We start from the raw sequence: 13,338 nt of genomic DNA on the forward strand, positions 1-13,338 counted from the left end.
CCGGGCTTGAGCGCGCGCCAGGGCGCCGCGCTGCGCCTGGCCCGGCGGGGCCGGCGAATCGCCTTCGCCGGCCTCGCGCTGGGGATCGCGGCCGTGCTGCTGGCGCTCGGGCTGGGCGTGCTGGCACCCGGCGGATGGTCGGTGTGGGAGGTGCTTCTCCTCATCTGCCTCGTCGGGAACCTGCCCTGGATCGCCCTGGCCGCGGCCACCGGCACGGTCGGGCTGCTGGTCCGTCTGCGCGGACGGGTGGCGCCGGAACCGGAAGGGCCGGTCACCCTCCGTACGGCGATCGCCGTCTGCGTGCGCGACGAGGCGATGGAGGAGGTGCTGCCGCCCCTGGCGCGGCTGATGGACGGGCTGGCGCCGTTCGGCGACCGCTTCGCCCTCGCCGTCCTCTCCGACACCCAGGATCCCGCCCATGCCGTGGCGGAGGAGGCTGCGGTGGCCGCCTTCTCGGCCGGGCGGCCGAAGGGTGCCGTGCTCTATCGCCGCCGCGCGGAGAACACGGGCTACAAGGCCGGCAACGTGATGGACTTCCTGGACCACCACGCCGCGGGCTTCGACCTGATGCTGCTGCTGGACGCCGATTCCGAGATGTCGGCGGAGGCCGTGCTGCGGCTGGCGCGCGCGATGGAGGCGGAGCCGCGCCTGGGCCTGCTGCAATCCCCCATCGCCGGCCGCCCGGCCGTCGCGCCCTTCGGCCGCCTGTTCAATGCCGGCCATCGCGCGGGCGGGCAGACCTGGACGCTGGGCCAGGGCTGGTGGCAGGGCGATGAGGGACCCTTCTGGGGCCACAACGCCGCCCTTCGGATCGAGCCCTTCCGCCGCCACTGTCGTCTCGGGCCTCTGCCGGACGGGTCGCACATCCTCTCCCACGACCATGTGGAAGCAGCACGGCTGCACGCGGCGGGCTGGGGCGTGCGCGTGCTGCCGGACACGCGGGAAGGGGCGGGCGGCTCCCTGGAATCGGCGCCGCCCCACCTCCTCGCCTTCCTCTCGCGGGACCGGCGCTGGGCAGCGGGAAACCTGCAGTACCGGCACCTGCTGCGCGACCCTTCGCTGAGCCGGGTGGGCCGGTTCCAGATGCTGCAGGCGATCCTGCACTACCTGCTCGCCCCGCTCTGGTTCGCCATGCTGCCTCTGGCGGCGTTGAACGCGGCCTTCGATGCGGAGGGCACGCCGCGTGGGGCGCTGGTGGCGCTGCTTCTGCTCGGCTACGCGGCGCTGCACATGCCGCGCTTGGCCGGGCACGTCGCGGCGCTGCTGCGCGCGCCGCCCGGGACGCGCCTGGCCTATCTTCGCCTCGCCGTGTCGGAGAGCTCCTTCCTCCTGCTCTTCGACCCGATCATCGCCTTCCACAACACGATCGTCGTCCTCTCCCACGCCCTTGGCCTTTCCCATAGAGGCTGGCCGTCGCAGAGCCGGGTGGAGCGACGCATTCCCTGGGCGGAGGCTGCCGCCTTTCTCTGGCCGCACACCCTGGCGGGGGTGGTCGTCCTCGGCCTGCTGCTTGCCTCCGGTTCCGCCTTCGCCTTGCTGGTCGGGCTGCCGGCGGTGGCGGGGTTGGTGCTGGCGATCCCCTTCTGCGTCCTGACCGCGGCGCCGGATGCGCGGTGATCCGGGCCGCACCGGGCCGCTGATCGGCGCGCCCGGCTGGCGATACGCCCTGATCGCCGCCCTCTACGCCCATCAGGGGCTGGTGGCCGGCTTCGCGCTCACCGCCATCCCCAACCACTTCGCCGCTCTCGGCGCCTCCACCGGTGAGATCGGCGCCCATGTCGCGACGGTCGGGCTGCCCTGGATCCTGCAACCCCTCTGGGGCCCGGTGGTGGACCGCTTCGGTGGCTTCGCCATGGGCCGCCGCCGCTTCTGGGTGCTGCTGGCGCTCACTGCCTCCCTGCTGGCGCTGGCGAGGCTGCTGCTGGTGGAGGAGGGAGGGGTCGCCACCCTCCCCGCCATCAGCGCCGTCTTCCTCGTGCAGGGCGCCCTCGCCGCGCTGAACGACACGGCCACGGACGGCATGATCATCGACAACGTGCCGCCGGAGAGGCTGGGCACGGCCAATGCCGTCACCCGCACGGGCTTCGTGACCGGTGGGGCGGCGGGGGCGGCGCTCTTCGCCTGGATGCTGCCCGCGCACGGGCTGCACGCCTCCGCCCTCGTGCTGCTCGGCTTCGGCGGGGGGGTGCTCCTCCTCCAGATGCTGGTGCGGGAGGATGCGGACGACGCGCGCCTGTCCCTTCGCCGCAAGCACGCGCGCGCCGCGGCGGGGGAGGGGTTCGCCACCCTGCTGCGCCGTCTCTTCGCCAGCCTGCGGGGCGGCGCCACGCCGTTGCTGCTGGTCTTCTGCTTCGCCACCGATTTCGGCGCCGCGATCTTCCGCCTGCCGCTGAGCGTGGAGCTGATCCAGGCCCGGGGATGGGAGGCGGAGGCGCTGTCGCGCTTCCAGGCCGGCATGGGCCTCGTCACCGGCACGCTCGGGGCGCTGGCGATCGGCTGGTGGACGGACCGGGCAGGGCCGGGGCGGGCACTGGCGGTCCTGCTGGGGCTGTGCGGCATCGCGCATGTGCTATCGGGTGCCCTGCTGATGGTGCCGGAGCCGCGCTGGGCCGCGATGGCCGGGCCGCTCGCCCTCGGTCTCTCCACCGTCCTGCCGGCGCTGCTCTTCGTCGCGCTCGCCCCTGCCGTGATGCGGGCGAGCCTCGGCCCGGCCGCCGCCACGCGCTTCGCCCTGTTCATGGCGGCACTGAACATGGGGGATGTGACGGGATCCGCGGTGGCGGGGGATGCGGCTGCCCTGATGGGCCTGCCATCGGTCGGCCTGGCGGCCGGGGCCCTCTTCCTCGTCTTCGCGCTGCTGTCGGCCACGGGCGGGCTCCGGCGGCTCGGGGCGACCTGAGGGGGGGGGCAGCCGGCCGAATCGAGGATTGGCCCCACGAATCGTATTCCTGTTTTGTTCTCTTTTGTCTTAAGCTCTCCTTCATGAGCCACCTCCACGACACCAACGCTCCCCGCCCCGACATGGACGTGCTGGCTGCGCGCCTGGCCGAGCAGCGCTATCGCGCCCTGGTGGAGCGCGGTGTCTCCAAGGTGCAGGCCTGGGACGAGGCGGTCTCCCTCTTCGTCGGTCACCACCCCGGCTGGCCGGCGCCGATGGCCGAGCGGGAGGCGGCAAGGACCGTCGGCGCGCTGATCCTGAACCGGCTGGCCTGCGACCGGGCCGGGCCGAAGCCAATGGCCCACAGGGTGCCGCTCGACCTGCTCATCGACCTGAACACGCCCGAGACGCCGGAGAGCGTCCGGGCCGCCTGGCGGGCCAAGGGGCAGGGCGGGGGCGTCGCCGCCCTGTTCAAGCGGGCCGGGATGACCGCATGGCCCGCCCGCCCGGCCCGCCTGCCCCTGCGCCTCCGCTGCGCCCCGCGGGATCGGATGCACCCGGCCGCGCCGGCCTTCTCCAGCCCCACGCAGCTTGGGCGGTAGATCCGGCTTGGCTCCGATCCCCCGTCCCCTTTTTGCGCGTCCCGCGGCCGAGCTGGCGCGGGACCTGATCGGGGCCACCCTCCTGATGGACGGGGTGGGTGGCCTGATCGTCGAGACGGAGGCCTATGATCACGAGGACCCGGCGTCGCACAGCTATGCCGGGCGGACGGCACGCAACGCCGCGATGTTCGGCCCGCCGGGGCATGCCTATGTCTACCGCTCCTACGGGCTGCACTGGTGCCTCAACATCGTCTGCGGCACCGAGCCTTCCGGCAGCGCGGTGCTCATTCGGGCCCTGGAGCCGACCGCCGGAATCGAGGTGATGCAGCAGCGGCGCGGCACGGTGGTGCCGAAGCTGCTCTGCAGCGGCCCGGGCCGGCTGTGCCAGGCGCTCGGCGTGACTGGCGCGCTGGACGGGCAGCCGCTGGACCGGCCGCCCTTCTCGATCCTGGCCCGGCGGGAGGAGGTTCCGGTCGTCAGCGGACCGCGCATCGGGATCACGCGGGGCGCCGAGACGCCGTGGCGCTTCGGCCTGCGCGGTTCCGCCTTCCTCAGCCGGCGCTTCGCCTGACGCTGCCGCTTCGCGGTGCCCTGGTGTGGGACGTGGATGGCCGGGGATGCCGGACCCGGCGCGGCGTTCCCCGACATCGCTGCGCGACGCGGAGTCCGGCACCCTGCCGAGGGCCGGCGCGGGCCGCGAGGCCGCCCTCTTCGGGCGTTGGGATTCTTAGATCGAGCTGCGCACGCGCATGAGGCCCTGGTGCGGCGCCACCAGGCGCGGGACGCCGGAGTTGGACATGATCCAGGGGCGCCCGTCATTCCCGAAGGGAATCGCGCTCCAGAGGCGCTGCACCAGCGCGTCCAGGTCGACGGAGTAGAATTTGGAGCGGGTGGCGGAGAAGCCGATATCGATCCCGAGCGAGAGCCCGGGGATGTCCATCACGACGATCGCCTTCTCCTTCATGTTGCTGAGGTTCTTGTAGGTCTCGTAGCCGGAACTGCCGAGGTTGATCAGGTCGGCCGCGTGCCCGCCGCTCTCGATCGCGATCTTGATGAGCTTTGTCAGGCCCTTCGTGTTGCCGACCGCGAGATTGAAGGCCGCCTCGTCCTGCGCGCCGGAGAGGTGGCCGTGCATGGCGCCGACATTCGGAAAGCCCGTGGCGACGATGACGACGAGCCCGCAGCTGATGGCGCCGGAGGTGGGAACCGCCGCGAGCGCGCCCGACAGGCTCTCCAGCACCTTGACCAGCCCGTCGCCGGCGCCGTTGGCCTTCGCCCAGGCGATCACCTGCGGCAGGCTCAACGGCAGCACCCCGCTGCGCTGGGTGACCCCGAACAGCGCGCCGGAGGCCATGACGGAGCCAAGGTCCCGGGCGGAGCCCAGACGCCGCATCAGGCCGAGGGAAAAGTCGGCGCCATGCGGAACGTGGATGCCGAACTGCGCCATGACGCTGCTGACCACGGGCATGAGGATGGGATCGACGAGCGAGATCTTGACCCCGGCCGAGTAGAACAGCGGCGGGTCGAACCGGATCTCGAACCAGTCCTGCTGCCCTGGGAGAACGCCTGGCGGGGGAACCGGGTCGCTGTTCGGCGCGGGGGCGGGTGCGGGCGGCCCGGCGAGGAGGCGGGCGTCCAGGGCCCTGAGCGTCTTCTGCCCGACCTTCCCGTCCCACTCCGCGGCGGTGGTCGGGAAGGCCTTCGTCTGGAAGGAGGTGACGGCATTGACGGTGTGCTGTCCGTACCAGCCATTGCCGGAGGAGGGCTGCACCCAGTCGCCGCCAAGATCCTCGCCAAGAGACTTCAGCGCCTCCTGCACGAGCTTCACCGCGCCGCTGTCGTTGGTGGTGCGGCCCATGGCAAGGCTCGGCCGTGCCTTCGTCTCGATCTGCCGCAGGGCGGCATTGCCGCTGAGCCTGGCCGATTGAAGGGGCATTCCCTGCTCTCCCGTTGGCCCGGGAATCCTATGGCCGGATCGTTCCGGGTCCAAACGCACGATCCTGTGCCATGGCGCCAGTCCGCGCGGGCGGTTCCACCAGCCGGAAAGGACGGCGTCAGCGGCGCGGGGCGGGGCGCATGGCGGCGCGGAGGCGCTCGGCCGCGGCGGGGTCCAGTCCCAGGTCGCGGGCCGGGTCGAAGAAGCGCGTGTCGGGCGTGAAGACGAGATAGGCCATCGCCTCGTTCGCCATCAGCCATTCCAGGGAGGTGTCGTAGCCCTCCGCTTTCAGGAAGCGGCGGAAGGCGTCGCGCTCGGCCTCGGTGAAGACCTCGCGCCAGGCGCGCGTCACCTGGGCGGCGAAGGCGGGGTCGGTGAAGAACAGCCCGTGCCCCGCCTCGTGCTCCAGCACGGCGCGGCGGGCGGAGGCGTCGAAGCTGCCGGCCTCGGCGGGGATGGTGATGACCGCCCGCGGCGCGGTGCGCGCCCCCGCGCCGAGGGCCGGCATCTGCGCCTCCAGCCACCGCTCCTCGGCGTTCAGCGCGATGCCGGAGGCGCGGGCAAGGGCGAAGAAGCGCTCCATCTCGGCCAGCGCGTAGTCGTGGCCGTAATAATAGGTTTCGGCGGTCTGGCCCTCCGCCGCGATCGCGGCGGCGAGGGCGGTGTCGTCCAGCAATCGGTCGCGCGGGGCGAGGGCCTTCTCCACGAAGGCGGCGATGCGGTTCATGGCGCGCCCCTGGCGTGCCAGATCGGGAAAGGCGATGAGGAAGACGCCCGGCAGGTCGGCGAGGCGCACGATGGTGGTCTCGGCCGGCTGCCAGCGGAGCACCGCCTCGCGGTCCATGGCGGGGAACACGGGGGCCGGAGGAGGTGGCGCCTCCTGCGCTGGGGAGGAGAGGGGGCCCGGCACGGCCGGCCGCTCCGTCAGCCCGGTCCATTGGACGCCGATCCAGATGGCGCCGATCAGGCCGATCGCCAGCGCGGCAAGGCCGCCCGGCCGCCATCCCGGCCGCCGCGCGGGCAGGGCCGCCGCCGCGGCCGGCGGCGGGGTCATGCGGATGGTGTCGTCGTCGCGGCTGTCCCGCACGGCGGCAGCTCCGGCGTCCTGGGCCTCAGCTGCCGATATTCAGCACCTGGACGCGCCGGTTCCGCTGTTCCGCCTGATTGTCGCCCGTGCGGACCAGGAGCTGGCTCTCCCCCAGCCCCGTCGCCTCGAGCTTCGCGGCCGGCACGTTGTAGCGCTGCGTCAGGAAATCCCGCACCGCCTCCGCGCGGCGCTGGGACAAGGCGCGGTTCGCCTCGTCCGGCCCCACCGTGTCCGTGTGGCCCTCGATCCGGAAGCGGTAGGGCGCCAGTTCCGGCGAGGAGAGGGCCTGGCCGAGCGGCGCCAGCGCCCGCTCGGCGGCGGGGGTGAGGGTCGCGGAATTGGTCGGGAACTGCACCGTGATGGACACGGCGGGGGTGCCGGCCGGCGCCGTCGTGGCGGCCGGGGCCTCGGCGGGGCGGAGCGAGGGGCGCGGGACTGTTGCGGCGGGCGGGCGCGGCGCCGCGCCGGCCTGGGACGGCGGGGCCTGCGGGGCAGGGGCCACCGGCTGCGCGCCGGGCATCTGAATGCCGCGAGGGGGGCCGTTCCCGGGGCGGAGCTGCTCGATCATCTGCATGGCGGACTGCGCCGCGGCGGGCACGGGTCCGGCCGCAGCGATGAGGGCTGCGCCGAGCGACAGGACGAGGCGGTGGGAAGGCAGCATGCGTCTCTCCTCGATCGGCCGGGCCGGGAGGAGGGAGCCTACACCGGACGCCCAACCGTTCCGCAACGGTTTGCTCCCGCCGCGTTCAGCGTGCAATGCCCCTGGCAGGTGTCGGAGGTGCGGATTCAGGGCCGCCGGTCAGGGCGCCGTGTCCACGGGAACGGGAACCAGGGCGATGCGGCGCCCGGTCGCGCGAGCGATCTGGACCGCGGCGGCAAAGCCGCGGGCATAGGCGGCCAGGTCCTCCACGGCCGGGGCACCCGGCGCGAAGAGCGGGTCCTCCGACGCGACGACGAGCAGCAGGTCGGTGCCGTAGGGCTCGTCGATCCGCCAGCCCGGGAAGCCCGGGCGCGGATCGCCCAGGCGTATCCGGGCGCCCGGCGCCCCCGCCGTGCCCGGCTCCAGCCGCGCCACCGCGCCGTCCGAGGTCGCGTAGGCGACGTGAAGATGCGTGGCCCAGGCGGGCAGCGTGACGGCAAAGCGGAGCAGCTGGCCCTTGCGGAGCGGCCGCGCCCCGTCCAGCGCCACCTCGGGTCCCTCGCCGGGGGTGGCGAGGACGGGACGAAGGGCATTGACCAGGGGACAGAAGGGACCGTCGAAGGTGCCGAGGTCCAGCCGCGCCGCGCCGGAGGGGAGGTTCCGGCGGGTGATTGCCTGCCGCACGGCGTCGGCCTCCGCGCGGGGCAGCACGCCGCCCAGGCGGAAGCCGTTCTCCTCGATCCTTGCCGAGAGGAGGCCGCAGGGGGCTGCGGCCACGGCAGCGGCGGAAATGGCCCGCCAGTCCGGGCGTGGGACCGGGAGGAGCGCGGCCTGGGCGCCGGGCGGCGCTGCAGCGGGTGGCGGGGCCTGCGGCGCCGGAGCAGCGGGAGGATTCTCGGGCACGGACTGAGGCTGGGCCGGACGCGACGGGTCCGGCCCCGGTGACGTGGGGCTGGGCCGTATTGCCGGGATCTCAGGCTCGGGTTGGGAAGCCGACGGGCCAGGGGCCTGGGCCGGCAGCGCGGGCGGGAGTGGGGCCGGATCGGGCTGCGCGACGGGCGGTGATGTCGGGGGCCGTGCCGGGGTGGAGGGCTGCTGCACCGCCGGGGCTTGCGGGACCGCCGTCGGCTCGCGGAACGGGGCTGCCGTTGGAGCCTGGGTGGGCGGAACCTGGGCGGGTGGGATCGGCGCCACCTCCGCCGGCGACTGGGGGGGCTGCGGGGCCGGGGCGACGGGCGCTGTCTGGACGGCGGGCGGCTGGGCTGCGGGGCTGGTGGAGGGGGCCTGGGCGGTCACCAGGGGCGGGCTGGGCGCTTCACCTCGCGGGATCAGCAGGAGGGCGCCGGCGCCGAGGGCGGCCAGTGCCCCGAGGCCGGCGGCCGGAAGCAGCCAGGCGGGGCGGCCGGACCGGGCCGGCGATGCGGCCGGTGGCGAGGAGGATGCGATGACGCGGGGCGGCGTGACCACGCACGTGGCGTCCTCAGGCTCCTCCCTGGCGACGGCGGGCGCCGCGGCGGCTGCCTCAAGCGCGGCGGCGAAGGCGCGCGCGTCGGGCCAGCGGTCCTCCGTGCGCTTGGCGAGCGCCCGCGCCACCACCGCGTCCAGCGCGGGCGGCAGGGAGGGGAGGCGGGCCGAGGGGGGCGGCGGCTCCGTGTTCAGTACGTTGTGGATCAGCGCGGTGATATCGCCGGTGAAGGGCTTCTTCCCGGTGAGCAGCTGGTAGAGCATCACGCCCGCCGCCCAGATGTCGGCGCGGGCGTCCAGCGCGTCGCCGCGCAGCTGTTCCGGCGCCATGTAGCTCGGCGTGCCCATGAGCGTGCCCACCTGGGTCATCGCCGAGTTCTCGATCCGCGCGATGCCAAAATCCGCGAGCTTGGCGTCGCCCTCCTCCGTCAGCATGACGTTGGCGGGCTTGATGTCTCGGTGGATCACGCCGCGGCCATGCGCGTAGGCGAGCGCGGCCAGCACCTGGCCCATGATGCGCGCGGTCTCGCGCAGGGGCAGGCGCTCCTCCCGGTCCAGCAGGGCCTTCAGCGTGCCGCCATGGACCATCTCCATGACGATCCAGGCCGTGCTGTCGTTCTCGCCGTAGTCGTAGACGCCGACGATGCCGGGATGGGAGAGCCGGCCGGCCGCCTGGGCCTCGCGCTTGAAGCGGCCTGCCGCTTCCACGGCCTCCGCGTCGTCGGGGGCGGGCTTGCGGACCACCTTGATCGCGACACGGCGCTCGATCTGCCGGTCGAACCCGTCCAGCACCACGCCCATGGCGCCGGCGCCGAGCGTGCCGCGCAGTTCGTATTTCTGGTCGCCGGTCCAATCGCCGAAGCCGTGCGGCAAGGCCTGTGACACCGGGCGCCCCTCTCCCTGTCGTTCCGCCATGCTACAGGCCGGGGTGCGCCCTGCACCACCCTCCCATGGCGGGTTTCGGTGCCCTTCGGCCCGTCATGGCAGCGCGAAGAGGGAGCTGGGGTCGCCCGCCAGGCCGAGGTTTCCCCGGTGCTCCAGCCGGATGGCCGGGTCGCACCAGAGGGTGCCGCCCAGGCCGCGCCAGCGGGCGCAGAACAGGTAGTCCTCGCTGAGATAGCGGCCGGGCGAGGATTCGGTGCCGGGCTCGATCGCCGTGTCGAACAGGGCGTGGAGGATGCCTTCGTCCGTGGCGTGGCGCGTCCCGGGCAGGGCCTCGGCCATGCGCGTCAGCACCTCGCGCCGGATCAGCAGGAAGCCGGTGCCGATGGTCGCCACCTCCACCGCGCCGGTCGCGGGCTCGCTCCGCACCAGGCCGTCGGCCCCGGGCGCGAAGCCGGCCACCCACTCCTCCCGGTCCAGGCGCTTGCTGCGGTAGAGGCCACCGATCACCTCCCGCCCGTGCCCGAGCAGGCGCAGCACGGCGTCCGCCCCGAAGCCGATATCGGCGTCGATGAAGAGCAGGTGGGAGGCCGTGGAGGCGAGGAAACGGGCGACGAGGGCATTGCGGGCACGCGGGATGAGACTCTCGTTCTCCACCGTGGCGCAGGCGAAGGGCAGGCCGAGGGCGTGAAGGGAGCGCTGCGTCTCCAGCAGCCCGCGGAGCGTTGCGGTCGTCAGCATCCCGCCGTAGCAGGGCAGGGCTGCCATCAGCCCGGTGCAGAGGATCTCCGAGCGGAAGACCGGCGCCCCGGGCAGGACCCAGGGCGGGGCCGGGCGGTGCTCGAGGAACAGGGGCGCCGGCCCGGTTTCCGTCATGCCGCGGGCGGTGCCTCAGCCCGCCGTGCCGGGCGTGGCCGCGGCGGAGCGCACCGGCGCGCCGGGTCCGGGGCCGGGCCCGATGAGAGCGAAGGGAGCCCAGAGGCCGGGATGCGAGGCGCCGGGCACGCGCATGAGGTCCAGCTGCGCCTTGCGCAGCGCATCCGCCGGCGCCGCCCCCTCGCGGATGTTCTGCAGGGTGAAGGCGGCCACGCGCGCAGCGGCCACGTCGTTGACGTACCAGTGCGTCACCATCAGCCCGCGCGCGCCGGAGAAGAAGAAGGCGCGGGCGAGGGTGGAGAGGCTTTCCCCCGCCGCCGCGCCCCCGCCGGAGTTGCAGGCGGAGAGCACGACGAGGTCGGCGTCCAGGTCCAGGTCCAGCACCACGCCGGAGGTGAGCAACGCCTGCGTGGCATCCGGCCCGTTCGCCGCCGCGGAGGCGACGATGGCAGGCTCCGTCAGGCAGGCGAGGTCGGAGGGCAGGACGCCATGGGTGGCGAAGTGCAGCACGCGGTAGTCGCGCAGCCGCACCCCGCGCACGGCGGCGGCCGTGAACTCGCCCCCCATCCGCCGATCGCCCGGCGATGCGCCCGAGACCTGGGCGGCGGCGGCCAGTTCCAGGGCCGTGGCGGGCAGGCGCGACAGGGAGGCGAGGCCGCGCCCGCATTCCGGGGCGGCCGGGAAGGAGCGTGCGGCGAAGGAGGCCGGGACCGGCCGCGGGTCGCCGAAGCCGAACCACGGCCGGGGTGCGCCCGAGCGCCCGGCGCGGCGGAGCGAGACGAGGCTGGCCGGTGCCGGCACGTGCGAGATCGGCATCTTCGCCAGCAGGAAGGCCGCGCCCTCCTGCGAGTCCGCGCGCGGCGGCGGGGCCGTGACGAAAATGCCGTAGGGGATGGAGAGCAGCGATCCCTCCGGCGCGGCGACGAGGGCGGTCGCGCGCTCCAGCACGGGCGCCGAGCCGCCGAGCACCGCGGCGTAGAGCGCGTGGGCGTCGCCCGCCGCGAAGGGCTTCTTGCCGTCGCCCGCCTCCACGCTCGCCCGCACGCGGCCGACGAGGGCGTCCACCGTCCGGCTGTCCGCCCCCACGCGCGTCGCGGTGATGGCGCTGTCCAGCAGCACGAAGGTCCAGCCGCGGCGCGTCTCGGGCAGGGTGGTCGCCACCAGCGCCTCGCCGGGGGCGAGGGCGGCGAGGACTTCCCGCGCGGAGGCGACGGACTGGACGAGTTGCGCGTAGCCGGGCGCGGCCGCCTGGGCGGCGCCGTCGGCCTCCGCGGCGGTCGATTCAGCTTCTGCGATGCGGGCGTTCAGGGCGGCCAGGTCCGTGCGCCCGCCCTCCACGGCGGCGTCGCGCTCGCGGTAGCTGATCGTCAGGGCGCGGTCCGCGGCCTCGCGCCGGCGCAGCGCATCGGCCACGGCGGGATTGCGGGCGCCGGCCGTCAGCCGGGCGGCGGCGGTGGCGATCTGGGTGGCGGTGACGCCGCCCTGGGCGACCTGCGCGGCCTCGAAGGCTTCCGAGAGCGCCTCCTGCGTGCCGGGGGCGGCCAGGGCGTCGATGCAGGGGGCGATGCGCTCGCTCGACGTGCCCTCCCGCAGGGTCCGCAGGATGGCCACCGCCTCGCGGCAGAACCCGGCGGCGGCGCTGGATGATGCATTGGCGGCCCGCAGCAGCAGCGTGTCCGCCAGCGGGCGGGAGCGCGGCACGCCGCGCGCGAAGCGCAGGGAGGCGCGGCCGAAGCTGGCATCCGCCCCCGCGCTGTCGCCGGCCGCCACCTCCACCGCGCCGCCGGTGCGGGCGAGGCGGGCCTGGATCACGTCCTCCCCCACCGGGTTGCCCGCGGCGGCGGCCAGGCGCGCGGCGTCCTCCGAGGCCCGCTCGGCCTCCGCGTTGCGGCCGGCGGCGCGGAGCACGGAAGCGGCGTTGCGCCGCGTCTCCACCATGCCGATGAGGGCGCGCGCCGCCATGGGATCCACGACGAGCGATGAGGCAGCCCCCAGCCGGGCGCCGGACCGGGCGCCGGACCGGGCCTCAGGCGGCGCGACGCGGGAATAGGTGTCGTAGCTTCCGGAGAGTAGCGCGAGGGCAGGCTCCGTGCGGCCGCGATTGGCCTCGTGCAGGCCGCGGTAATGGGCGAGCACCGCCCCGGCGAGCGGGTCCGCGGCGCGGGGCACGAGGGGGGCGGCGCGGGTGAACAGCGCCTCCGCCTCCGGGAAGCGACCCTGGTTGGAGAGCTGGATGGCCAGCAGGACCATCGGCTGGAAGCGGTCAGGGGAGTTCGGGCCCAGGGCGCGCTCCTGCAGGGCCAGGGCGGCGCGGTAGGCGGTTTCCGCCGCCACGAAGCGCTCGGCCTGGTTGGCGTCGCGGCCTACGGCCATCAGCCCCTCGTAGCGGCCGATGTCGCCGCTGGAGAAGGCCTCCCTCGCCAGGCGGGCGGCCATGGCGTCGAGGGCGGCGGAGGAGGGCGGCGCGGCATCGGCCGGGACGCGGCCGCTGAGGACGCCCAGCGCCTGCTCCGCCGCCGCGTAGCCGGGCAGAACGCCCTCCGCCACCCAGCTGCGGCTGCCGGAGGTGGCGGCGAGGATGAAGCCCGGCCAGCCGCCCGCGCGGCGGCGGCAATCCGCCAAGGCCGCGGGCATGTCGCCGAGCACGGCGCTGCCGCGCGGCGCGGCGCAGTCCAGCCGCGCGGAAGCGCCGGCGCGGGCCGCCTCGGCCGCCTGGAGCGGGGGGGAGGCGGGAACCTCGCGCAGCCGGGCGCTGGGACTGCTCCACTCGCCGCACCAGACATCGGCGCCACCCCCCGTGGCGGCCATCCGGCACTCCTCCCCCGCCGCGTTGCGGCCGAGGGAGACGGCGCCGGTGCTGGCCGAGGAGGAGGGGACATAGGCCGAGGGCGGCGGCGCGGTGCAGGCGCCCAGAACGAGGGCAGGCGCCAGCAGGAGGGCGCGGAGCGGCGGGCGGGCGGTGGCGGGCCGCAT

10 protein-coding genes are annotated in these 13,338 nt (G+C 74.8%); 4 read left to right on the forward strand and 6 right to left on the reverse strand.

Annotated elements, in window-relative coordinates; all coding sequences use genetic code 11:
- Positions 1–6: 6 nt before the first annotated feature.
- The 4 genes from mdoH (at position 7) to J5Y10_RS03125 (ending at position 4,051) form a co-directional block, all read left to right on the forward strand.
- On the forward strand, positions 7–1,617 hold the full coding sequence (gene mdoH / locus J5Y10_RS03110) for a glucans biosynthesis glucosyltransferase MdoH (protein ID WP_209370598.1): 1,611 nt from the start codon (positions 7–9) through the stop codon (positions 1,615–1,617).
- Entirely contained in the window at positions 1,607–2,899 is a 1,293-nt protein-coding gene (locus tag J5Y10_RS03115; protein WP_209370600.1) for an MFS transporter, read from the forward strand. Before mdoH ends, J5Y10_RS03115 begins: the two co-directional genes overlap by 11 nt.
- A gap of 83 nt (positions 2,900–2,982) precedes the next feature.
- Positions 2,983–3,480, forward strand: coding sequence for a hypothetical protein (locus J5Y10_RS03120; RefSeq protein WP_209370602.1), 498 nt, complete (start codon positions 2,983–2,985; stop codon positions 3,478–3,480).
- Positions 3,481–3,487: 7 nt separating this feature from the next.
- A complete protein-coding gene (locus tag J5Y10_RS03125; RefSeq protein WP_245214269.1) occupies positions 3,488–4,051 on the forward strand; it encodes a DNA-3-methyladenine glycosylase in 564 nt (187 codons plus the stop codon).
- Positions 4,052–4,207: 156 nt separating this feature from the next.
- On the opposite strand, the gene J5Y10_RS03130 is transcribed toward J5Y10_RS03125, so the two are convergent.
- From J5Y10_RS03130 to J5Y10_RS03155, 6 genes are all read right to left on the reverse strand, one after another.
- Complete coding sequence (locus J5Y10_RS03130) at positions 4,208–5,416, reverse strand: peptidoglycan-binding domain-containing protein (protein ID WP_209370607.1); 1,209 nt, start codon at positions 5,414–5,416, stop codon at positions 4,208–4,210.
- Between the two features lie 118 nt (positions 5,417–5,534).
- The gene (locus J5Y10_RS03135; protein WP_209370609.1) at positions 5,535–6,503 is read right to left on the reverse strand and encodes a hypothetical protein; all 969 of its coding nucleotides are present in this window, start codon (positions 6,501–6,503) and stop codon (positions 5,535–5,537) included.
- A gap of 25 nt (positions 6,504–6,528) precedes the next feature.
- On the reverse strand, positions 6,529–7,164 hold the full coding sequence (locus tag J5Y10_RS03140; protein ID WP_209370611.1) for an OmpA family protein: 636 nt from the start codon (positions 7,162–7,164) through the stop codon (positions 6,529–6,531).
- A gap of 138 nt (positions 7,165–7,302) precedes the next feature.
- Positions 7,303–9,492: a serine/threonine-protein kinase gene (locus tag J5Y10_RS27705; protein WP_342452822.1), complete on the reverse strand. Its 2,190-nt coding sequence runs from the start codon at positions 9,490–9,492 to the stop codon at positions 7,303–7,305.
- A gap of 93 nt (positions 9,493–9,585) precedes the next feature.
- Positions 9,586–10,365 carry a hypothetical protein gene (locus J5Y10_RS03150; protein ID WP_209370612.1) on the reverse strand — a complete coding sequence of 260 codons (780 nt, stop codon included), beginning with the start codon at positions 10,363–10,365 and terminating at the stop codon, positions 9,586–9,588.
- Between the two features lie 15 nt (positions 10,366–10,380).
- Entirely contained in the window at positions 10,381–13,338 is a 2,958-nt protein-coding gene (locus J5Y10_RS03155; protein ID WP_209370620.1) for a CHAT domain-containing protein, read from the reverse strand.

This window comes from Roseomonas indoligenes, from assembly GCF_017813365.1.
GTDB classification, from domain to species: domain Bacteria; phylum Pseudomonadota; class Alphaproteobacteria; order Acetobacterales; family Acetobacteraceae; genus Roseomonas; species Roseomonas indoligenes.